18 protein-coding genes are annotated in these 22,396 nt (G+C 44.7%); 3 read left to right on the top strand and 15 right to left on the bottom strand.

Annotation, left to right across the window (positions count from 1 at the left end):
• Window positions 1-53: 53 nt before the first annotated feature.
• Entirely contained in the window at window positions 54-1,031 is a 978-nt protein-coding gene (locus tag AC58PV_RS07320) for a hypothetical protein (protein WP_497431609.1), read from the bottom strand.
• Between the two features lie 137 nt (window positions 1,032-1,168).
• Between AC58PV_RS07320 and AC58PV_RS07315 the strand changes: the two genes are divergently transcribed.
• Window positions 1,169-2,086: a hypothetical protein gene (locus tag AC58PV_RS07315; RefSeq protein ID WP_497431608.1), complete on the top strand. Its 918-nt coding sequence runs from the start codon at window positions 1,169-1,171 to the stop codon at window positions 2,084-2,086.
• Window positions 2,087-2,160: 74 nt separating this feature from the next.
• Here AC58PV_RS07315 and AC58PV_RS07310 read toward each other — a convergent pair whose 3' ends face one another.
• The 10 genes from AC58PV_RS07310 to AC58PV_RS07265 all read right to left on the bottom strand — a co-directional run bounded on the left by AC58PV_RS07310 (window position 2,161) and on the right by AC58PV_RS07265 (window position 15,987).
• Window positions 2,161-3,219, bottom strand: coding sequence for a peptidyl-prolyl cis-trans isomerase (locus AC58PV_RS07310; protein WP_497431607.1), 1,059 nt, complete (start codon window positions 3,217-3,219; stop codon window positions 2,161-2,163).
• Between the two features lie 37 nt (window positions 3,220-3,256).
• Entirely contained in the window at window positions 3,257-5,698 is a 2,442-nt protein-coding gene (locus AC58PV_RS07305) for a sugar-binding protein (protein WP_497431606.1), read from the bottom strand.
• A 187-nt stretch (window positions 5,699-5,885) separates the two neighbouring features.
• A complete protein-coding gene (locus tag AC58PV_RS07300) occupies window positions 5,886-6,800 on the bottom strand; it encodes a phytanoyl-CoA dioxygenase family protein (RefSeq protein WP_497431605.1) in 915 nt (304 codons plus the stop codon).
• A gap of 9 nt (window positions 6,801-6,809) precedes the next feature.
• Entirely contained in the window at window positions 6,810-8,345 is a 1,536-nt protein-coding gene (locus tag AC58PV_RS07295; protein ID WP_497431604.1) for an ABC transporter substrate-binding protein, read from the bottom strand.
• 53 nt (window positions 8,346-8,398) lie between these two features.
• Window positions 8,399-9,364, bottom strand: coding sequence for a carbohydrate ABC transporter permease (locus AC58PV_RS07290; RefSeq protein WP_497431603.1), 966 nt, complete (start codon window positions 9,362-9,364; stop codon window positions 8,399-8,401).
• 10 nt (window positions 9,365-9,374) lie between these two features.
• The gene (locus AC58PV_RS07285; protein ID WP_497431816.1) at window positions 9,375-10,244 is read right to left on the bottom strand and encodes an ABC transporter permease; all 870 of its coding nucleotides are present in this window, start codon (window positions 10,242-10,244) and stop codon (window positions 9,375-9,377) included.
• A 252-nt stretch (window positions 10,245-10,496) separates the two neighbouring features.
• The gene (locus AC58PV_RS07280) at window positions 10,497-12,143 is read right to left on the bottom strand and encodes a response regulator transcription factor (RefSeq protein WP_497431602.1); all 1,647 of its coding nucleotides are present in this window, start codon (window positions 12,141-12,143) and stop codon (window positions 10,497-10,499) included.
• Window positions 12,136-13,890, bottom strand: a complete 1,755-nt coding sequence (locus AC58PV_RS07275) for a sensor histidine kinase (RefSeq protein WP_497431601.1) — start codon at window positions 13,888-13,890, stop codon at window positions 12,136-12,138. The genes AC58PV_RS07280 and AC58PV_RS07275 overlap by 8 nt, the downstream gene beginning before the upstream one ends.
• 181 nt (window positions 13,891-14,071) lie before the next feature.
• A complete protein-coding gene (locus AC58PV_RS07270) occupies window positions 14,072-14,989 on the bottom strand; it encodes an aldo/keto reductase (protein WP_497431815.1) in 918 nt (305 codons plus the stop codon).
• Between the two features lie 134 nt (window positions 14,990-15,123).
• The gene (locus AC58PV_RS07265; protein WP_497431600.1) at window positions 15,124-15,987 is read right to left on the bottom strand and encodes an AraC family transcriptional regulator; all 864 of its coding nucleotides are present in this window, start codon (window positions 15,985-15,987) and stop codon (window positions 15,124-15,126) included.
• A 151-nt stretch (window positions 15,988-16,138) separates the two neighbouring features.
• Here AC58PV_RS07265 and AC58PV_RS07260 point away from each other — a divergent pair, with 151 nt between their 5' ends.
• Window positions 16,139-16,948 (top strand): sugar phosphate isomerase/epimerase family protein, encoded by an 810-nt coding sequence (locus AC58PV_RS07260; RefSeq protein ID WP_497431599.1) that lies wholly within the window; start codon window positions 16,139-16,141, stop codon window positions 16,946-16,948.
• Window positions 16,945-17,937, top strand: coding sequence for a hydroxyacid dehydrogenase (locus AC58PV_RS07255; protein WP_497431598.1), 993 nt, complete (start codon window positions 16,945-16,947; stop codon window positions 17,935-17,937). Before AC58PV_RS07260 ends, AC58PV_RS07255 begins: the two co-directional genes overlap by 4 nt.
• A gap of 63 nt (window positions 17,938-18,000) precedes the next feature.
• Here AC58PV_RS07255 and AC58PV_RS07250 read toward each other — a convergent pair whose 3' ends face one another.
• The 4 genes from AC58PV_RS07250 to AC58PV_RS07235 form a co-directional block, all read right to left on the bottom strand.
• Window positions 18,001-19,017: a hydroxyacid dehydrogenase gene (locus tag AC58PV_RS07250; RefSeq protein ID WP_497431597.1), complete on the bottom strand. Its 1,017-nt coding sequence runs from the start codon at window positions 19,015-19,017 to the stop codon at window positions 18,001-18,003.
• Between the two features lie 24 nt (window positions 19,018-19,041).
• Complete coding sequence (locus AC58PV_RS07245; protein WP_497431596.1) at window positions 19,042-19,881, bottom strand: sugar phosphate isomerase/epimerase family protein; 840 nt, start codon at window positions 19,879-19,881, stop codon at window positions 19,042-19,044.
• A gap of 93 nt (window positions 19,882-19,974) precedes the next feature.
• A complete protein-coding gene (locus AC58PV_RS07240) occupies window positions 19,975-20,829 on the bottom strand; it encodes an AraC family transcriptional regulator (RefSeq protein ID WP_497431595.1) in 855 nt (284 codons plus the stop codon).
• Window positions 20,830-20,952: 123 nt separating this feature from the next.
• Window positions 20,953-22,350, bottom strand: coding sequence for a carbohydrate-binding protein (locus AC58PV_RS07235; protein WP_497431594.1), 1,398 nt, complete (start codon window positions 22,348-22,350; stop codon window positions 20,953-20,955).
• Between the last annotated feature and the right edge of the window lie 46 nt (window positions 22,351-22,396).

Genomic DNA, 22,396 nt, shown 5'->3' with positions numbered 1-22,396 from the left:
ACAGCATATAGTATCCTTATTATAAAGCAATTTTGTCGAATTTTGCAGTTTTTTTATAAAATTTGTCCCTTGAAGTTTACCAAATATTCAAAAACGAGTTTTAGAATCTCACTGGTTTCCTTATACTGCCTTATAAGGGCAGATCTCTCAAATTTCTCTTGGGCGATATCCTCTTCTATTAAAAGCAAGAGCCACGCGGAATATAACGCACTATATTTGTGATACTCTATAATGAAGTTATCACCAGTTGGCGATTGAAGGCGCTCACGCTCGGACATATATGTAGTAAGAATAGCTAGACGTGATTCCTGCCCAATGACCAAACGCTTATATAGCGGGCTCGTGATGTCCATCAGCGTATACAGATCCCAGAATACACTATTCACATGCGCGTACTCCCAATCGAAAATGTAGATTGTATGATTCACTTCCCCGATATTTAAAGGATACAAATCACCATGTGAAATGACGCTTTCCATGTCGCGTTGATCTTGGCATAAAATTTCTTCATAAAAGAATGTGATGTCACTATCTAGAAATCGCAATCTCTTGAATAGTTGTTTTAATTGCGCATCCTTAGCCACAATCGAACTTCGAATTTCATTCCTTCTCGGAGTATGACCTTCAAATTCATCAGGCAGCAGCGTTGTCGGTACGAGATGCCAATAGGGAATAAACGCTGCCGTTTTGAGCATCAGATCCCAGCTGAAATTATGTTTCAGTTCGCCCAAATCTTCGAAAACCATCCATTCCTTTTCCGGTTCCAACCCGCGTGAATAGAAAAGGATCATGGGGATGTGTACCTCCGGAATACGAACGTGCAAATTCTCTTGCAACCATACTTCTTTCCCCTTGCTGGGATAATTCGTCAGCGGCTTATAGATATAGTTGGTCATGGTACCATGGATATCTACTTGAATTCGCTCAACTTGCTGACCATTACGACCTACATAAATAACCTCCCTTTCATGCCGAATCCCGTCACGAACTCTACCAGATTCTAAGAAAATTCGCTCGTCCATAGGAGCCATTCATTCGCACCTTCTTTCTCCTATCGAGTAACTTAACCAACGGAATCACCCCAATGGAAAGGCATGATATCCTGAAGAAAATATGATATATTTTGCATATCAAGTTAATTCTTAGTCCCCATGGAGGCTTCCTTATCATGTTACATGTACTTGTTGACGAGAATGATCAAACCGCGTGGTATCCGAATTATCTGAGCGGCTTAAGAAAAGGTCTCGATTCCGCGGGAGTCCCGTACACCTTTTCTCCTATGCTGCCAGAGGACCCTGAGACTCCTGTTTTAATTACGCGCTTCACCCTCTTCGATATGATCAAAGAAGCAAGTCCTGTTCCCCAGCATCTTTATATTCAGGAACATGATGTCTGGAACCCTTTCACCAATGTGTTAGACTTGGAATCCCTATGGATTTTCCATCATCCCTCATTGAAAGCTATTTTCTATACGAATCCCAGTATGGTGCCTTGGGGCATAAGGTGCTTGCCTCCCGGTTCCCAAGTTAAAGTTATTGCTGCTGGTTTCCCTTACGATCATGACTATGTGAACGCTGCCATGAATGGTGTCCAACCTTCGGAAGAACGCGAGAAACTTATTGTCTTTCCTGGAAGAATGAATGAATTTTATCAGCCTTATCTCTCTGTCCGCTTGGCCTTTGAATTCATGGAATTAGGTTATCGTGTCGTTATCGCTTCACCGGTATCACCGCTGTCTCACTATCCTGTGGCCATGTGGAGAGAACTTGGCATTGAAGTAGGCAGGCTGCCACACGCAGAGTACTATCAACTATTATCTAAGGCAAGGGCAGCTGTCTCAGTGACGATTGGCGGCAGTCTCACCTTAGCACTCTACGAAGCCCAGTTACTAGGCGCTGTCCCAATTGCACCTAAAGGACGAGTAGATTTACCACCGTTCACTGAAATGTATAGTCCGAGATATGATTTGTTGAATCCAAGAGAAGCCATTGAAATGGTTGAAAATAAAGTCCCTGTTACCATAGATACGCGATGGTTTAGTATTGATGCCTATGTTCAAACGTTACTGGATACAATTTCCAACTAAATATGACGATAAATAACGACCATCATGTCCTCCTGATAGAGGAAATGATGGTCGTTGTCTTAACAAAGAGGCCTTTAATTCGTATGCTTATTAGACGACTTGATTTCAATTGTAGATGCGTTAATCCAACGCTCGGTCATACGTGGAAATGCTTGCTCCATGAGGGCGATTTCTATACCTGGACTCGCTTTCTCCAGCGGTAAGAAGCCCGTGTCTTCCAACGCTAAGCATTCGAATATATAATAGCTGCCGTTCTCCTCGATCGGGTTCGAAAAGTCACCTTCTCGTAACGACTGAACGCTGCGCCATACATTCGTGCCATTCATGGTATCTTGCTTTGCCGTTTGTTCATTAAATACTCGCTGCTCCTGTAAGATCTTCGTACCGCTCTCTCGTACGAGTAGCTTCTCCGCAGACTCTCCACGTTTCAAGCCATCGGTTAGTGACTGGGCTGCACGAAGTGCCTCATTCTTGGAGACCTCTTTACCAAATGCGACAACAAACATAGTGGTTTCAAGACGATTCGGTTTTTTGTATAGGGATACATGCTCTTGGTAATAAGCAGCAATCTCCTCTTGTGAGAATGGTTTCTCAGCCAAGATGTGATTTCGTAACTTCCCAAGGATATCGGATACGAAGAAGTCATAGTACTGATCTTCCTCAATCGTTATCGGCCCATAAACGATCTCATTGTTCAAGGCCGCATCCTTCCGTCTTGTATGCTCGGATTGCCATTGCGACACATAATCCGTGTAGCGAACCGATTCAAGTAATCCTCTTCGCTTGGCCTCCATAAGTTGCGCTTTCAATTGTATACTTTTATTTAACGCTAATTCACGTTTATCTGCAAGCTTAACTTCTAGGTTGCCATCTGTATGAGAACTCAGCTTCTTCATCTGCCACTGCAGCTCCTGCTCTACGATGGCTTCTCCATCTACCGTGGCAATCACCTCATCATAGTCCATGGCTGTGACATTTGCTTGCGCTTGCGTCAAATTCCACCACAGGATACCTATGAAAGCTACTCCGGTCAGGCAAGCCGCGAATAGCAGGAGTCTCGGACTGCGCATCGCAACCCATGCACCTTTTCCTTTACCAGGCACGGGTCGATGATACATCGCTTTATTCTTCATACAGCGGCCCCCCCTTTACTTATTATTGTTTAGAAAGCTACGGCAGTAACAGCACATCACCGAACGCAGCCGTATTCGTCCAATTGTTGCCTGTGCCGTTCCACATCGTCTGACTATCGCGGGCACCACCGTTGCTGTCGTCGTTATTTGCAATATCAAATCCGATTTTCATATTCGCAGTTGGTGTAATGCCTAAATTACTCCAAGGAATAGCGGCTTCCAGACTATAACCTCCAGTGATTGGTAATGTTTTGAACAACACACCTGTGAGGTGTCCATTCTTCTCTGATCCCGTCAAATCATTATATCCGAACGCAAATTGACGGTCGTAAGCATCGTACGTGAAATTCCGATTATGATTAGCATCGATATAAATATCAAAGGAATCATCATCATAGATATTGGTGGAATCATTAAATAGTACAGGATCTGTGATGTTGACTCCGACATATAAATACGTACTGTCCCACATGACACCGAACTGGGAACTTGTATAGGTGACACCGCTCACCGTTTTGCTAATCGGCGTCGTAATCTGCCAGTCTGATTCCGTCAGATTGCCGTCAATCGTAACTGGAGCAGCCGTATGAATCGCTGAAACTGCAGGCGGCGCCGATTTCGTCGTCACTGTTAAGCTACTTCCTCCGGACGAATAATTCCATGCAGCATCTACGGCTTTCACATAGAAGACATACGTTGTGTTCGGTTGAAGACCTACGATGGATACGGAATTGGCTGAAGCCGGCGTAAGAGTAATTGCGTTATAATCTTTATACACGTTATAGCCCATCACTCCGAAGTTATCCACAGAGGAATTCCAGGTGAGTTTAACGGAAACATCCGTTACGCTTGCAACTGTCACATTAACAGGAGCCGTTGGGTTCTGTGTATCGGTGTAGGAGGCATTGTACTCATTCGCACCGATATCCGGAGAACTGCCCACGGGACCACCCCAGAAATCTCGGCCGCCGTTGTTCGCAATTGTTTTACCGGCATCTATGGCCGGTGAAGTCGCCTGCAAGCGGAAGCCGCTCGTCGTTGCTCGACCATCCCCACCTGAGGAGCTGTTGACGAGCTGCGGTGATCCGATCACACCATTCGGATCTGTTGGCGGTGTAAATCCATCGTACAGATTACTGTCATAAATATGCGTAGCTGGGAAATCGATTGGCCCGCCTCCGGAAATGGAGAAAATATTATTTTCGAATTTCGTGTTGTAATAGCTGCCTTCCCAAGGCACAGATTTCAGCCCTTGAATTTTAAAACCATTGCCGCTATTTTGTATGAACGTATTGTTATAGACATGCGTAGCTTCTTGGTCGCCACTGGAAAACGTAGCGTCTGCCCAATGCAAATGGTTGTCATTTTTACTAATGTTGTAGCGAACGATATTTTGCCCCCCGAATTTTCTCAAATCCCCCATGCTCATGAAGAATCCGCCTGTGTTGTCATGGGAATAATTATATTGATACGTATGTGTGCCATAGGTGTGAATATCAGTGTCAAAAGCTGTTGAATCATTATCTGTGCCTGATTGGAAATGTACTCTTGCCACTTCATTGTACTGAATCGTTGCATCCTTGGTCGCCCATGTCCATATGCCGGCAATCCAGCGATGATTCGTGCCATTCACCCCAATATCATAGCAAGCATTATGCTCGATTAACACGCCGTTGCCATACCCAACTACGATACAATCCGCTCCTGTCCGAGCGATTGTGTTGTTTTTTATTTGGACATTCGTGTACCATGACTGGAACGTTGTCACATCATTCCAATGCGTGCCTGTTCCATTCGAGTAGAAGCCCATTGTTGTATTGTCATGGATATTATTATTTTCCACGACCAAATCATTAAAGCTAGCAAGCGGAGACCCAGTCGGACCATCTTGCGTCATCACGTAGATCGCTGCATTTAAGTACATGTCGGTATCGCGGTTAGAACTTCCTTTGACGTTGTGGATGTTCAGATTCCGAAGATGAATACTATTTAGGAGGCCAGATCCCTTTCCAACGACGAGGATTCCGCTTCGTTTAGCAACGGTTGCAGCATCATTGGTAATTTCCAAGTTCTGCACTGTGATATATTGGACATTGTACAGGTAAACGGTTGAGGCTGCTCCCGCGCCATTCAGAACAGGATTAGACCCGCTTCCATATTTGTCAAAGGTGATCGGTGAACCACTGCTGCCAGATCCATTCGGCTGTAAGGTTCCTGTCCACGAGGAGCCCGACTTGAACAGTACTTTGTCCCCTGCTCCAAAGGTCATGCTGTTCACCTTGGCTAATGATTTCCATGGAGATGCAGCGCTTGTTCCGTTGTTCCCATCATTTCCGCTATCGGAATCGACATAATAGGTTGTTGCAGCAGCTGATAAGGATGCAGGTGCAACCAGCAGCAATTGTGCCCCCATGAGTGTCACTACAAGAATCAGGGAGAATAGTCGAGCCACGAATCGATTGCTCTTCATTAGATTCATTCTTTCGCCTCCTATTGGATGTTAACAAGTAGATTGAAATCCGCTTTACAATGAAAGCGTTTGCACCAAATGCAACAGAGATACCTTTTATATCCCCCCTCTCCCTATTATTTTCATCTATCCGAGTCACGTCCATTGGCTGTCGGCATTGCGAAACCAATGGAAGCAACTCTCTAACAGTTACGTGTTACCCCTTACCTAATGCCGCTCGAATACTCCGTTCTAGTGGCGAATACTTCGCATCGTCATCTCGATCCAAATTCATCCGTTCAAATAAAGGTGTCGTTCGATTACACAAAAACCTTACTTTACCGCTATGATTCTGCGATGGCGCATGATAGAGGAAAGGATGACATAAGATGACATCGCCTGGTTCCCCCGTAACTTCTTGTACCCGCAGCTTAAAACCATCCCCATCCGTCACGTATTGGTTCATAAATCGATCAATACGCGATTGATGTTCATTGGGTATAGGTGATAATCCCGTCAATTCAGCCAGCCAAGGATGCTCGGCATTCAGCGTTTGAATCCCTGCGCCAAGATCAATGCCCTCCGAGTACCTCGCCAGGAACTTAGCCACCACCTTATGCGAACCTTCGGCGAATAAGGTACCTCCTGCTTGCGGGCCCACGTCCGAGAACAAGCACAAGCATAGTAGTCCTTGATCAGGACTATCCACAAAGTGATGGAAATGTGAACCGTCCCAATGCCAACCTTCAGTAGGAACATCCCAGGGCTTATCTCTGCCATGATGGAAGTTAACAGGCCACCAGCCCCAAGTCGGGTAGTCGGACTCTTGCTCGTTGTAGACCACATGCTCTCGCCAACGACCCTCACCTATCAAATCCTCAATGGCATCAGCCATTCGTTGGGTATTGCACATATCAAACTCAGGGCCTCTGTAGGATATCTGGTGAAAAATAAGGGAGCGTATCCAGCTAGCTGGTTGATCTCGCTTTACGCCATACGTTTCTTCGACTTTATCCCACAGGAAATCCTGACAAGCAAGTGCCTTCTCACGGCTAAACGCCTGCTTAACCTTAACCCATCCCAGTTCCTGAAATTGTTCAATCTCTTCTGTCGTCAGGACTTTCGTTCTCATTGTCTAGACTCACTTCTTTCCTTTTGTTTTCACCCACTCATCAATTTGCTTCTGCTGCTCTGCATACACTTTTTCCTGACCGACCGACTTTGCCTTCTCGATGTACTTCGGAAGAATCTCATTCGGGTCTAGCGTACCCGTCACAAGGCCTGGTTCAAATTCCTTCTTCACGTTCGTGATGGCAGCCATTTCATTCTTCACGCTAGATTGATCGAAATTATAGCCAAGCAGCCTTGAGGTTTCTGCCTTCTCGTTAAACGATTTGAATTTCTCCCATTTCGCTGGATCTTCATTCGCCCATAAATAATCATTAAACTGATTGCCAAACATGTAGCCTTGATTCAGGTTATAGCCTGATGTCTGCGCAGTTACGCCTTTCGGGAAATCGATGACATCGTTCTTGCCCTCAACCTTGGCATAATGCTTGCCTTCAATGCCAAAAGCGAGCATATTCAATAATTTCTTATCCGTATACAACAGATTCAAGAACATCGCAGCACGTTCAGGATCTTTGGATGTACGGGAAATCGAAACCATGGAACCTGTCGTATCACTCGTCGCAATCAGGGGTTGTGTCAACGGTACTTGCACCCAATCAACACCTATCGATGTGCTGACTTCCGCATCTTTCCCAGGCTTCAACCATTCGAAGAAGGAGAACGCTTTGCCAGACTTCAGTCCGCTCATCATGTCCGTCAGCGTGGCCGCATCTTTATTCACATAACCGCTCACATACCATTTCCGTGCCAAATCCAGTGATTTGCGATATTCCGGCGTTTCCAGCATGTTGACAACCTTGTAGTCTGTCGCATTGCGCATCAAATTTCCGTCGAAATTAGCTACATTCATGGTGTACACAACATTGGTGTCTTTATTGATATAAAGCGGAGTCACCTTAGGTTCCTTCTCTTTAATCATTTGAAACACTGGTTCAAGATCTGTTACAGACTTAATTTGTGTAATATCAATCTTATATTTCTCCACTAAGTCCTTACGCAGCATGATGCCACGTTGACTGCCCAGCTCCTTATTCACGGGAAGCGAGTAGTTCTTGCCGTTGATTTTGGAGCCTTCCAGTAGTGCAGGATTAATAATTTTCTTCGCATCGGGAGCAAATTTATCAATGAGTGCTGTCATATCAATAAGTGAGCCTTGCTGAATTTTGGTTGTGAAATTATCCCATGCCACGGTCCAAATCAGATCGAACGCATCGCTAGAGGCAAATTTCAAATTCATTTTGTCCTGCCAATCGGCCCAAGCTAACACATTCAACTCGAAAGTCGCATTGATCTTCTCTTTTAAATAGTTGGAGATTTCCTCATTCACCAGCTTCAAATCGGCTGGCGCACCTGCTGCTGGGATGTACATGCTGAGTTTGTAAGGCGCAAGTGTTTTCGTACTTGCTCCTGGTGTCGCTTGCACCGTTGATGGGGCGCTCGTTTCTTTGTTGCCCTCGTTCGAATTCGATGTTGTACATCCACTGAACAACAGCGACATCGATACAGCTGAAGCCAAGACTGCTGGAATCGTCTTTCTTTTTACCATATGAACCCTCCTATTTGTACACCTCATATATGCTAACCGGTCTCCTGCCGGAACTAGCCTTTAATTGCGCCTACTGTCAGGCCTTTAATGAAATACTTCTGGAACATCGGAAATGCGAGTACAATGGGTCCCATTCCCGTGATACACATGGCCATGCGAACAGTCTCATTAGGGAGTTTGGCAATTTCAGAGGAAATATTAACGCTTCCACTTACTTGCGCGTTCGCCGTCAAATACTGTAGATTCCTCATCACCTTGTACATCATGTATTGCAAGTTCACGAGGTTATCGTTGTTGATGAACACCAAGCTATTAAACCAATCATTCCAATAACCAATGGTGTAGAATAATCCCACCGTCGCAAGCACGGGCAAAGATAATGGCAGCACAATGCTGCGGAAAATTTTCATCTCACTCGCTCCATCCATACTAGCCGACTCGATCAGAGAAGGATGAATCGTCGTTTGAAAGAACGTACGTACCATGATGACGAAGAACGCATTCATTAGATGATTCGGGATGATTAGCGCGAATAACGTATCCTTGATCGGAAACAGCTTCGTATATACGAGGTACCAAGGTACAAGACCGCCACTAAAGATCATCGTAAAGAAGATGAAGAAGGAGAAAAATCCACGGAAGTTGAAATCCATACGCGAAAGGGGATAGGCGAACATGGCGGTCACCGTTAATCCCAATAAACTACCTACGATTGTGACAAAAATCGAAATGCTATACCCCTTTGCAATATGTGCCGCATCCTGCCACAAATATTGATAGGCGGCAAGACTAAAGGACTCTGGAATAAGTCTGTAACCATGTAACGCAATCGCATTTTCATCCGAGAAAGAGACGGACAAGACTAGCAGTACCGGCACCAAGCTGATTATGCAATACAGGATAAAAGACAGATTCAGCACCATGCTTGCCGGTCTCGAGATGCTGTTCGGGTCTCGCGTACGTCGTGTGATTGGTGTTGTTGACGACTTTTTTTGGGTATCCATAGCTATAGCATTCATGTTGAACCTCCTAGAATAGCGCATGTTCGCGATTTATTTTACGAACAATGCTGTTCGCAACGACAACAACAACAAATCCTACCATGGATTGATATAAACCAGCCGCGGAAGCCATGCCAATATCACCCAGATGAAGCAAAGCACGGTACACGTACGTATCAATGACATTCGTTGTGCTATACAAAGCACCCGCATCCAGCGGTACTTGGTAGAATAAACCGAAATCAGCATTTAAAATATGTCCGACGGCCAATATGGTTAAAATGATCATGATCGGCTTTAGCATCGGAATCGTTATCTTCGTAATTTGCTGCCATTTGGAAGCACCATCCATCAAAGCCGCATCATAATATTCGCCATCGATGCCGATGATAGCAGCTAGGTAGATAATGCTTCCGTAGCCAATATTTTTCCATAGCTGCACGAGAGGAAGAATGTAAGGCCACCATTTGGGCTCACTGTACCAAGCAATCGCCTCGAAACCTAACGGCTCCAGAATACCTTTATTAATGAACCCATATTCCTGATTCAAAAGGGAAAAGCCTAGATATCCGACAATGACCGCCGATAAAAAGTACGGTAAAAATAAGATGCTCTGATACATTTTCGCCATAAACCGGCTGCGCAGTTCGTTCAGCGCAATGGCAACGCCAACACCGAAAACGAGATTTAATACGATGAAGGTTGCGTTGTAAAGCAAGGTATTCCTTGTAATTAACCATGCATCTGTCGTTTGGAAGAGGAACTCGAAATTTTTGAACCCCACCCAAGGGCTTCTCAGAATACCATCGGCGTAATTGATGCTCTTAAAGGCAATTAATGTACCGAACATGGGCGCGTAGTTATTAATTAATAAATACAGTGTCCCCGGAAGAAGCATCAACAGCAGGAATCGATCTTTGATAACTTTGCGAAGTAATAAATTGACATGTATAGCTTTGTACACGTGTGCCGCCTCTCTCTCTCCTGTTGAACTTTATATACCTTAGTTTATCGTTGGAAGAGATGATGGACTACGAAGTCAAATGACATTATTACTGCTTTTGTGACTTGATTGTAACCAATTAGAAATGAAAAAGACCGAAACAGGAAATCCATTCCGCTTCGGCCTTGCGCGCCATACAGCTTCCTATCACGAATGACTGCTGCTCCCTGAATCGAGGTATAAACTTTGGTAACTCTTCCGATATTCCTGAGGTGTCATTCCCGCAACACGTTTGAACATTTTGCTAAAATGAGAGAAATTCTCATATCCTAATTGCTCGCAGATATCACTAATTCTGGTGCGTGATTCAATGAGGAGTACTTTGGCTTGCTTCATTTTCTCAGCAATGATGTAATCCATCATGGACTGACCAGTCTCTTTTTTGAAAATCCGAGATAGGTATGCTGCATTAAGATGAACATAAGCGGCAATTTTTTCGCGGGTCACGCCGTTCAAATCTTCTTGGATATACGCTTTAATCGTCTCGATTAAGGCAAGATTCTCCACGCCGCTCTCCGCCATTTGCTTCATGGCCGCCGAAAATAGTCGCTCTGCCCACGTCTGTAACTGGGTAAGCGATCGTGGCGGATTCTTCTCCTCGCCTCGCCTGCCCTCGGGCATTAGCATTTTGACAGGCCAACCTTTCTTATGTGCCGCATGATAAATGAAATTCAGCAAGGAATGATACACCGCGCTAATAATCTCCGCATCCACATCCGATTTACGAAGTTCCGTGAACAAGGCCTGCAGGCGTAAGGTTAATTCTGTTCGTTTGCCGCTCTCGAATAGCTTGATCCACTCCTCCCACGCGATGGGGATTGCGAATTGCCGCACATTCGTTGATCTCGGCACTTCGCTGTCTACAAATTGAATGATACTATGACCAGATACATGCTCATGTTCCGTATCCATTAACGCATAGACGGTTTGAGAAATATCGGAAAGTACCGTAGGCTTGCCAATAAAGCAAGATACGGTGCCGTACAGATAACGAGAGCAGGCATCTACATACGCTGTACAAGCTTGTTCCCAATCCTGCCAGGGTAGGGACTCCTTGTCCTCACTCACATAACATAAGACAAGGTTCAACCCGCTTCGATCTTGAATAACAGTTCCAGCATGATCACTCAGCAACATCTCACTAGCTACATTCCGCAGCGCATAATTCATGATTTCTTCATCACGAAGCGTAAATTCTTTGTGCCAACGTTCCACACTGATCAAAATGGGCACGATTAACGTTGATGTTGTCAGTGACAATTCAGAGGCGACTAAGGATTGCTCTATTTCATTGGCATGCATGCGAACCCTCTCATCCAACACATCTTGCCAAAAACGTTCGATTAACACTGGTTTCTGTTTTTCCCATATGGAGGTATATTTCTGAACATTTTCATTGTAATGGTGCCATTCTTGTTCTTGTCTAACCTGGCTCACTGCCTTTTCCACAACTTTACGCAAATGATCTCGTTTCACAGGCTTCAGCAAATAATCGAAGCCTCCCAGTTGAATCGCTCTTTGAGCATACGTGAAGTCGGCATGCCCCGTTAAGAAAATCGTAACCATGGATGGCGCATAGACGTTCACCCATGCTTGAAGTTCTAGTCCATTCATTCCAGGCATTTCAATATCACAAATGATGAGATCAACGGGATGCTCTTGAATGATCGACATCGCTTCATCCGAGTCAGCGGCTGTGTAAATCGTCGTGATCCCCTCAGCTCCCCAATCAATCGCCTTGTGCATCGCTCTCACGGTATATTCCTCGTCATCTACCATTAACAGATTAATCATGGGAATCCTCATCTCCTCTTCGTCGCTCGATCGGTACAGTTAGCATCACTTCGGCCCCGCCAGTAGTCAGATTCTCAAATGTGCAGTTGGCCCCTTGCCCATATTTCAACCTTAACCTCTCTTGCACATTCCAAATGCCCAAATGCTTCACAGAACTGTTGCCTGAGTAGCTGCCTTCCTGTAAAGCTCGTAAGAGATCTGGTGGAAATCCCGGACCATTATCTGTTACTCGAATATCCATGCACATTGGATTCTTCTCAGATTCGTTAATTCGGATATCTAGCCGGAACACATGACCAGGCTTTTTCATCCCATGGACAACTGCATTCTCAACGAACGGTTGAATACTCAGCGGTGGAAGCGGAATCTCAAGCAGCTTGTCGGAAATCTCACAGGTATAGAACATTTTGCTCGGGAAACGGAGTTTTTGAATTTCCAAATAGTCACGAATATGCGCCGTTTCTTCTTCAATGGTCACATATTCTCGGCTGCCTCGCATAATAAAGCGGAAATAATCAGCGAGATGCTCCGTCATTTTCTGAACCAAAGCGTTTTCTTCCAGTTCCGAAAGACTGTAGATGAGATTAAGCGAATTCAAATAGAAATGTGGATTAATTTGCGCTTGCAGATGTTTATATTCAGCCTCTTTCTTTTTCAGCTGTTCCTCATACACATCCATTTTGAGATATCGAATCTGTGTGACCATTTTATTAAATGTATCCGTTAGAAACACAAACTCCTTAACATTTCCTGCTGCGATGCGAAACTCCAGATTACCACGCATAATACTGCGCATCCCATTCATTAATTCTTGGAGTGGTTTCTGCAGCACCTTTTTCAGAAATAGAAAATACAAGAGGAGTACCAGTGTACCTGCAATCGGAATCATATAGATCATCCGTTGAAAAAATGTCAGCCTGCGCAGCAAATCCTGCTCTGGCATAATCGCAGCTAGTTCCAATCCTGTTTCTTTCAGTGGATAACCGATTAATAAATAGGGTACTTTCTCATAGTTCATTCGGAAGGTTCCATCCCCCAACGGTTCAGAACCTTTGGCTCCTCTAGCGACAGCCATCTGTTCAGCAGGAATGGAACTATCGTTAATCGGTTCCCGGTTCGTATCCAGCAGCATGGCCGTACCTTTATCTCCGAATCGAACATCACGTAATGGAGACAAGAATGTTGCTACATTCACTACAGCACCGACGATGAGTTCCGAGCTAATTTTCTCCGTGCGATACAGATATCTATGATCCCCTTGTTTCGTTGGCCGCCAACTTTTATTAGGATCGTCTGCCGTTTGAAGCATTTCAGTTCGAATCATATGATCTGATTCCGTTAGCAAATGTTGATCTCTTGTGGCAAAAATAACTTCGTCCGTCGTTTTCGAGTATACAAAAAAGATATCTACCTCTGGAAATACATCTAAGTTATTCGTGAACGATCTCATCGTTCGCTGCTTCGCAAAAAAGTAATTGCTCGACTCTATGGGAAACAACGAAAGCGTTATCAAATCCGGGTATGAGGTATCACTCGTAATTAACCTAAGGAGATAATACGTCGTTTCCTGAAGTCCACTGTCCATCTGTAAGCCGTGTGATTGCAATAGGGTGTAGTTGGTTTTGGACACTTCTTCTCGCAGAATCTTCATCCCATAAGCATTATTGTAATAGAGAAACAGAATGAGAGCCGCCGTTATCGCGACAAATCCAAGTAATACTTTGAAAATCAAACTGACTCCGCGCAATCCTATCGTCTCCCCAGTCTATAGAAAGTCTACCATTTGATTACATTTTCTCAGGCATCATTTGTCTCTAGTTTAAAGGAAATGTTTCCAAAAACAACTGGGAGATTTGGAGAATATTTTCAGTTTAGTTGACAAAAAAAGCGCTCACTCCGCTGGAGTGAACGCTTTGAATCTCTAGTGACTAGGGAAGAATATTCCCTGCCGCACGGTAAATTTCATACCATTCTTGACGCGTCAATTGAATATCGCCAGCTTTGGCACAATCGATTAAACGATTGATACTCATTGTTCCTGTAACTGGCTGCATCCGTGCTGGATGACGCAAAATCCACGCAATCGCAATCGTCGTATTGGATACTTCATATTTCGCGGCGATTTCATCAATCTTCAGATTCAGTTCGGGGAATTTCTCGTTATCGAGAAATACACCTTCGAAGAATCCATATTGGAATGGTGACCAAGGTTGAATCGTAATGTCATTCAAACGGCAGAAATCAAGAATACCGCCATCACGATCCACTGCGGAATCATTCAGCATATTTACATTGATACCGTTGGAAATCATCGTTGCGTTGGTGATACTTAACTGCAATTGATTCGCGACTAGCGGCTGCTTGACCGATTTCTTCAACAATTGAATTTGCAGAGGCGTCTGATTGGAAACACCGAAATGTCTGACTTTGCCTGAGCTTTCTAGCAAATCGAATGCTTCCGCGACTTCCTCAGGCTCCACTAAAGCATCTGGACGATGCAGAAGCAGGATATCCAAGTAATCTGTTTTGAGCCTTTTCAATATGTTGTCCACGGATTCCAAAATATGTTCTTTGGAGAAGTCGAACATCCCTTTACGAATCCCACATTTGGATTGTAGAATAATGTTTTCTCGCACAGTAGCATTCATATGGATCGCATCGGCGAAAATTTCCTCACACTTACCGCCGCCGTATATATCCGCATGGTCAAAGAAATTAGCTCCGATATCCAGTGCACCTTGGACAAATCGTTCTGCTTCAAGCTTGTCCAGCGAGTTAATTCGCATACATCCAACTGCAATAACTGGAACTTCTAAGGAGCTAGTTCCAAGCTTCATTGTTTTTATCATATCCTAATTCCTCCTTCGAAACTGACTCACTTGCATGCTTACATGCGGTTGAGTTACCTTTCCCATTGTCACACATTGCCAACTCATATTCAAGAATCGCTTTTTTTGAAAAGCTATGCCTCCTAGGCCCATCACTGCTCTAGTTTTTCATTCCCTTGCCGCTTCCGATATTTCACTGGACTCATTCCAAATCTAGCTTTGAACAGTTGATGAAAGTAACTCAGATTATAGAAATGGAGGTCCATCGCAATGTCCATTACACTTTGTGAACTGTATGCGAGCATATTAGCGGCATAATTCAACCGTAAACTATTAATAAAGTCCGTTGGCGTCATCTGATAATACTTCTTAAATTCCCGACACAGATGATGATGGCTCTTGCCCGACAATTCCACCATTCGCTCAGATCCTACTACGAAATTATCTTTCTTGAACATCTCACCGTACACATTCGTTAGCCATTCAGGTACATCATATTCTTTCGCATCCGTAATTGTAGAGAAATGTTGGGTCAAGCTGTTCACAAGAATCATCCTCAAGCCTGTCTTGATCTGATCTTTCTTGTCCAGCGGCATGGCGGCGATCCGTTCGAATTGCTGTAGGAAATGTTTACGCTCTGATTCTGTTAACAAATATAACGGTGGATAGGGAGAGGCTAGCAAACGTTCTGATTGGTACCCCTTTCCTAAATAATCAAGAATCGCATTCATTGTATCAACCGAATAGGCGATATTAATATACTCGCATTCTTCCTCAGAACCTGCCAAACACACATGCACGTCATCCGGCCGAATGAATAGCAAGCTCCCGACAGGTAGCTGTTGACTAGTGCCATCCGCGAAAGCGTGCTTCATCGTTCCCTTTAAGACGCAATGAAGCTCGTAATATTCATGATTATGCAGCATACGCACATTGCTGTTCGTCTTATGAATGCGATAATAGGCTTCAATCGTCGGATCAATAACTTGATCAGCTGTAAAGTGTCGAATCTGCATTGATACAAACTCCTTCCAAGCATTCACCACGTTACATCAAAATAACACACGTTTGACATTCATACAACACAAGTATTTTCGCTTCTAAAACCGTATAGTAGATAACAAAGACAACTGCTTTAGACCGCTTGGAGAAGGGAATTGAGCATCGATGAAACTTAGCTATAGCACGCTGGCCACACCTGACTTATCCGGTGTAGAAGCCATTCGGCTAGCGAAAATACACGAGTTTGATGGAATCGATTTGCGCGTATCCGATTCCTCTGGAGAACTGACCTTGGATGCTACTAAGGAGCATTTGAGGGAGCTACGCGATACCCTGCGTGGCGAGGGTATTGCCCTAGCCAGTCTCCAAGCTTACAACGAAACTGGAGGAGAGGATCCTGCTTCATGGAATCGAATGGAGATAAGCCTGCTCCGTCATATTGAGCTTGCGAACAAGCTGGGAGCAGCCTCTATGCGAATCGGTTTAGGTAAGAAACCGAAAGATGGCGTTGCAGCACTTAGGTATGTAGAGCGGCTGACTGAAGTGATCCGTAAAGTTTTAAGTGAAACTTCGAATCCGTTAACACTGTTGATTCAGAATCACTACAATAATTTAAATATCCAGGAATGCGCTCATGTCATTCAGCAATGCGGGAGTACCCAGCTAGGGCTCATCGTATCCTCCGATCATTGCTGGCTTCAAGGCGAAGATGCGAATAGCGTTCGGCACGCAGCACTAGGAATTACGAAGCAGTTCTATGTCGCTGATATCCAAATTCACGAGAATGGCTATGAAGATGTATTGCCAGGGACGGGGGAAATTCCCATGCGTGACTACGTAAGCGCCATTGGAGACACGGATTTCCAAGGTTGGGTAACATTTAAGTGGGAGAAACTGTGGCGACCTTATCTTGCTGACCCCGAGGTAGCACTTCCTGCCTTCATCTCCTATATAAGAGAGGAACTATACCTATGAATATCCTATTATCTCTACACACGGGGGAGCTGAAGAAGCAATTCTTCCCTTCTCCAATTCTCAGCCAACTGAGAGCTCTCGGCAACCTGAGAGAAAATGTACATAGCACAGTCTGTACGCCCGATGAACTTAAAGTGATGCTATACCAAATGGAGGTTTGCATTGTCATGGCATGGCAAGGTGCCCCGCGCTTTACGGAAGACGTTCTGGACCATGCGAAGCACCTCAAGCTCATCGTAACACCTGGCGGCAGCGTCGCTACCTTTCTAACTGAGGCCGTTTACGAGAGAGGCATCGAGGTCTGCAGTGCCAACCGGGTGATGGCCAAATATGTTGCCGAAGGAACACTAGCCTACATGCAAACTGGCATGCGGCAGATCGTACAGCGCCAAGCAGTAACGAAGCGCGGCATTTGGAATACCGCTCCATGTCGCAGTCTGCTGGATGCTCGAATAGGTCTGATTGGCCTCGGAACAGTAGGGCGATTTCTACTGGAGCTGTTGCAACCTTTTAACGTTAAGGTCAAGCTCTATGATCCTTATATTACCCAGGACATGCTGGAAGCCTATCCCAATGTCACTCTCTGCAGCTTAGAGGAAGCCCTGTCCGATCAAGATATCGTCTCCCTCCATGCTTCCAAAACAGATGAAACTTGGCATCTATTAAATAAAGAAAGCCTTGCGCTGTTGAAAGATGGCACTTTGCTTGTTAATACAGCAAGAGGCGCTATTATCGATGAGAAAGCGCTGATTGCAGAACTACAGACAGGTCGTATCCATGCGGTGTTGGATGTGTATGAACAAGAGCCGCTCCCCCTATCCAGCGAATTAATGGCACTAGAGAATGCCGTCCTAATGCCGCATGTTGCAGGTATGGTCGAATTGCAGCGACTAAGCCTTACTATGGTGGAAGAAATCGCCCGCTTCGGGAGGGGGGAAGAGCTGCTGTATCGCATACCTTACGAACAGTTTAGGCATATGACTAGGTAAGTACTGACAAACGAATAAGCTGTCATCGCAATCAGCAATGTCAGCTTATTCGCAGTACTTCTTTTATTGCAGGCTCATCGTCGTCATACGTCCATACTCTTCCAATGAGACGACACCTGGGAGCTCTTTTTCCCCACGTGCAAAGTGTTGTAAGTTGTCCACAACAAACTCACCCATGGATCTTTTGAATGTTCTAGCAAACCCACCGATGTGCGGCACACATAGGACATTCTCCAAACGGTGAAGGGGGTGATCCGCAGGTACAGGCTCTTCGTGAAACACATCTAAAGCTGCGAAAATACGACCGGACTGCAACTCGTCCATCATGGCGGCTTCATCTACGATTTTGGCACGTGCGGTATTGACGAACAGTGCACCGTCTTGAATGAGGGCGAGTTCTCGTTTTCCAATGAAACCTACTGTGGATGGTGTTAGTGTGCTGTGTAATGAGACAATTTGGCTCGTTTGCAACAGTTCGTCTAATGAGCACAGCTCTACGCCTAGCGCTTTTGCTTGTTCTTCCGAACAATAACGAGAGGCCAACTTAATGCGAACAGGGAATCCGCTTAGCATGCGGATGACATTTTTGGATATTTCACCCAATCCAATCAAGCCAATGACTTGGTTCGATACCCCCATAACGGTGTCTCTGCTGTTATTTCCCCACTGACCGCGCTTCAGTCTCGTACTATATCCGTATAAGTCCCAAGCCCCTGCCATCATCAAGGCAAATGCAGCTTCAGCGGTTGATTTGGCCAAAACGGTATTCGCTGTAGCCACGGTAATGCCTTGTTGAAATGCACGTTCATCGACGACAGACGTAGGCGAGCCGGCCACATGACCGATAAATTTCAGTTTACTTGCCTTCGCAAGTACTTCCTCTGTGAAAAATGGCGTCCCCCATGAAGTCAGACATGCATCATATTCGCCGATTAGGCGAGCTAATCCAGCCGTACCCCACTCTTCTCCCGTAGATTCATACCAAGTCACATCGGAGAATGCCTGTAATTTTTCGATAACCGCGTCATGGAAAAAAAGTTCTTTCAAATAGGGATCCTTAATGGCAAGTAGTGTTTTCATCCTGTAATTCTCCTCTTCAAGCGTTTATTGGTAGACTGCAAGTTGCTTCATATAAGTAACATAGTCAGCAAGAACCGATGGTACTTCTAATTCGAGTTCTTTTAATTCTGGACGCCACTTCGGTTCCCACTCGAACGAGAAGTAACCTTTATATCCACTCTCTTGTAAAAGGGTCACGATCGAGCGCAGCGGCAGCTGCCCTTCCCCCATAGGCGTGTACTTCCATTCGTGGATATTCGCATCCTCAAAGGGTACGCCATCTTTCATGTGCACATGTGCACAGCGATCCCCTAGAAGTCGAATCGTATCTTCAGGCTTTTCTCCGAATTCATAAGGATGAATGATGTCATAGATCACTTTGCAATTCGTTCGATCAACGCGTTGCAGGAATTGATTCAGAACTGCCCCCGTTGAATATTCATTATGCGTTTCGATCCATATCTCCACACCATACGCCAAGGCATAATCGCATGCTTCCTGTACGTACGCAATAATTTGCACTTCATCCTTGGGCTGTACGCGTTGCTCTACAAAGCGGAGGTACGAGCCTAAGAAAATACGCACGCCTTTGGCCCCAAGTATAGAAGCGATCTCGATAATTTGTTTAAGTTCTGTGAGCGCTTTCTCTTCATCTGCTCGAATACCGTTAAAAATAACTTTGCTTCCAATATTCGTAATTGTTATGCCTGCCTGGCGAAACTTCGCAGCAATCTGGACTAATTCATCCTTTGGCGTAGCTAAACTAACGGCATAAGAATGGTCCTCCTTCAGCTCAATTCCGTTATATCCAAAGGTTTGACAGCTATCAATGAGTAAATCGACACTCCACCCTTCACAAGGCAACGTGCTAAAGGATAAGTTCATATAAAAAAACCTCCAAGTGTAGTTGACATACGTCTACTATACCTCGAGGTTATGGGCATTACATGCAGTATCTTACGAAAAAACAGACCTTTTTTAGGATTGTACGTCCGACTGCTGACGGTATTTCAGCGGTGTCATTCCCGTCACTTTTTTAAACATTCGGTTAAAATGACTTGCATGATTAAAGCCTGTTTCAAAGCAAATTTGCAACACACTCAGTTCGGTCATTCGCAGTAAATCAATCGCTTTGCGAATGCGCACGTCATTCACGTATTGAACGAAGGGTTGACCCTTCAGCACTTTGAACATATAGCTGAAATAGGTCGGAGACATAGCCGCTCGCTGCGCGATATCTTCCAGCAGGAGATTCTCTGCGTAGTGCTCTTCAATATAACTAACAGCCTCATGGAACAACCGTCTTCCTGTTGTATCCTTCGCTTTCGCGGAAGGACCTTCCTTCGTTCCTTCTCTAAAAATGGTCACTAGCAACCGAATTAAATCGGCTTTAATTAAATAGTGGTAACCGGATTGCTTCTGCTCATTCTCCCGTCTCATGCTGGAGATCAGCCCCTCAACAACGTCTTGCGTGTGGGCAGATATTTGGATTTTCGGAAAAAACTGATTCGAGAGTGCCGATTCTGAACCTGTTTCCGTTTCATCAATAACGAGCGGCATGAAATCAATCTGTACAAGCTCGACTTTCTCATCTTTGTAAGGTTCAAAATAATGAGGTACGTACGGCGGAATCGCCAGCATGTCCCCTTTGGTCATCAAAAAGGTCTGATTATCCGTATAATGGAAACAAGTCCCACGCATGACGTAACAAATTTGGACATGCTCATGGGCATGAGCTTCCCGGTTTAAATTCGTCTCGAGACGGAAATCCACTTTGAATGGGAAGTCCTTCTCCATGAAATCACGATAATAATAGATGTGGTGAGTGCTCATTCCAGTTCCCGTCTCTCCCTCTCTAAGTTAGGCGTATCGTATAGAAATTATAACATTTCGCTTCATTTGAAAAAAGCCCGACATCCTAAAAACGGATGCCGAGCTTAAGTTAAATCAATGTGTTTAATCCTTAGGTATTACCTTGATATAATCAATGCCAAGCTGATAACCCGTTCCACTTGTTCCCGTTACATAGAATTTAAACCTACGATCACCAGCCGATAGCTGGACATCATTAGCGATAGACAATTCCGTGTACTGAGCAGTAGCCGCGTACAGATCCTGTACAGATCCTTGATTTACCCCATCAATTGAAAACTGAAATTTACCTCGGGTATTTATTTTTTTGACCCCTACTTTAATATCATATTTGCCATCATGCGGTATATTGGCATAATAGTTAATATAGTCTCCGACCCCATTGCTGTCAAAAACCACACACACACCCCCGCTACAATTGGTATCACTAGAATTCGTTACTATTTCACCTGAAGTGGTTCCGAGCGTCATCGATTCTGCTTGATAAACAGCTTGCGGCCAGCCATTCCATAGCTCGAAATTATCCCAATATAGCTGCATGATGCCGCCATTGTTACGAACATGGTCAATCAACCAATCCCCTGTATACAGTTTAAAAGGATTAAAATTAGCCAGTCCCACTGCCGAGGGGTTATTGGGATGATACGTCCAATTCTTCACATCAAAGAGCACTTGCCTGCTGCCGCCATCCGGCGTTGCCGCTACGTAGAAACGGCCATTCGTGGCATTGCCTTTTTTATAATAAAACTCCAGGGTAATCCATTGATTATACGAAATCGGAAAAGACTTGGCCTCCGCTTGCCATAATTCCACTCGGGGATTTGTATCCATTTTTTCTGCGTTTACCTCGAAGTACAACGGTTTGTTCGAACCCGCATTCGCCTCCTTATTCAACCCAAATGTCACCCGGAATGGATAACTGCTCCCATACCAAGTCCCGTCATTCCAGAATTCAGCCAATGTCAGCCATGGAATTGCATTGGCGTAGCTTTCAAGCTTCTGCATATCAGGATGGAGCTTCAAGCGAACTTTATAGTACACTTCGTTCAATGACTGTTGAGGATTGCCACTTTCATCATAGATATTGGCTTGAATGCGTCCTTTGTTAAAGCTACCGTCTGGGATTACGCCATTCTTCATCCAATAGTGGAGCACTTTATTACTTGAATAAGCTGGGTCTGCAATAATTTTGGCATAGCGATCCGTAATGGTACCGCCTTCATATTGAATTTCAAAATTGCCGATCTGAGCATTGCCTTCCAAATCTGTAACCCAATTATTTTTCGTAGAATATGAGGTATCTGTTCCTGTAATATCATCTTTCTGCGCATTAAGCTGAGAAATTGTTGAACCGCTTTCAAAACCAGTTTGGAAAATGACTGATCCCGGGGTTGCCGCAAACGCCGTTGTAACACTAATGACCAAACTTAGCATACCCAGGGCACTACATAACTTGACGACTCGTTTTCCTAGTTTTCTCATTCTTTATTCACTCCTTTTTTTTGCACTGCTTCCCAAAACGACAATG

This window comes from Paenibacillus sp. J22FR83, from assembly GCF_059691955.1.
This window is presented reverse-complemented; position numbering and strand designations above follow the sequence as displayed.

What these genes read in the sequence shown, in the direction of transcription:
- AC58PV_RS07320 (WP_497431609.1), bottom strand. Translation starts at nt 1,031, where the DNA reads ATGGCTCCTATGGACGAGCGAATTTTCTTAGAATCTGGTAGAGTTCGT.
- AC58PV_RS07315 (WP_497431608.1), top strand. Translation starts at nt 1,169, where the DNA reads ATGTTACATGTACTTGTTGACGAGAATGATCAAACCGCGTGGTATCCG.
- AC58PV_RS07310 (WP_497431607.1), bottom strand. Translation starts at nt 3,219, where the DNA reads ATGAAGAATAAAGCGATGTATCATCGACCCGTGCCTGGTAAAGGAAAA.
- AC58PV_RS07305 (WP_497431606.1), bottom strand. Translation starts at nt 5,698, where the DNA reads ATGAATCTAATGAAGAGCAATCGATTCGTGGCTCGACTATTCTCCCTG.
- AC58PV_RS07300 (WP_497431605.1), bottom strand. Translation starts at nt 6,800, where the DNA reads ATGAGAACGAAAGTCCTGACGACAGAAGAGATTGAACAATTTCAGGAA.
- AC58PV_RS07295 (WP_497431604.1), bottom strand. Translation starts at nt 8,345, where the DNA reads ATGGTAAAAAGAAAGACGATTCCAGCAGTCTTGGCTTCAGCTGTATCG.
- AC58PV_RS07290 (WP_497431603.1), bottom strand. Translation starts at nt 9,364, where the DNA reads ATGAATGCTATAGCTATGGATACCCAAAAAAAGTCGTCAACAACACCA.
- AC58PV_RS07285 (WP_497431816.1), bottom strand. Translation starts at nt 10,244, where the DNA reads ATGCTTCTTCCGGGGACACTGTATTTATTAATTAATAACTACGCGCCC.
- AC58PV_RS07280 (WP_497431602.1), bottom strand. Translation starts at nt 12,143, where the DNA reads ATGATTAATCTGTTAATGGTAGATGACGAGGAATATACCGTGAGAGCG.
- AC58PV_RS07265 (WP_497431600.1), bottom strand. Translation starts at nt 15,987, where the DNA reads ATGCAGATTCGACACTTTACAGCTGATCAAGTTATTGATCCGACGATT.
- AC58PV_RS07260 (WP_497431599.1), top strand. Translation starts at nt 16,139, where the DNA reads ATGAAACTTAGCTATAGCACGCTGGCCACACCTGACTTATCCGGTGTA.
- AC58PV_RS07255 (WP_497431598.1), top strand. Translation starts at nt 16,945, where the DNA reads ATGAATATCCTATTATCTCTACACACGGGGGAGCTGAAGAAGCAATTC.
- AC58PV_RS07250 (WP_497431597.1), bottom strand. Translation starts at nt 19,017, where the DNA reads ATGAAAACACTACTTGCCATTAAGGATCCCTATTTGAAAGAACTTTTT.
- AC58PV_RS07245 (WP_497431596.1), bottom strand. Translation starts at nt 19,881, where the DNA reads ATGAACTTATCCTTTAGCACGTTGCCTTGTGAAGGGTGGAGTGTCGAT.
- AC58PV_RS07240 (WP_497431595.1), bottom strand. Translation starts at nt 20,829, where the DNA reads ATGAGCACTCACCACATCTATTATTATCGTGATTTCATGGAGAAGGAC.
- AC58PV_RS07235 (WP_497431594.1), bottom strand. Translation starts at nt 22,350, where the DNA reads ATGAGAAAACTAGGAAAACGAGTCGTCAAGTTATGTAGTGCCCTGGGT.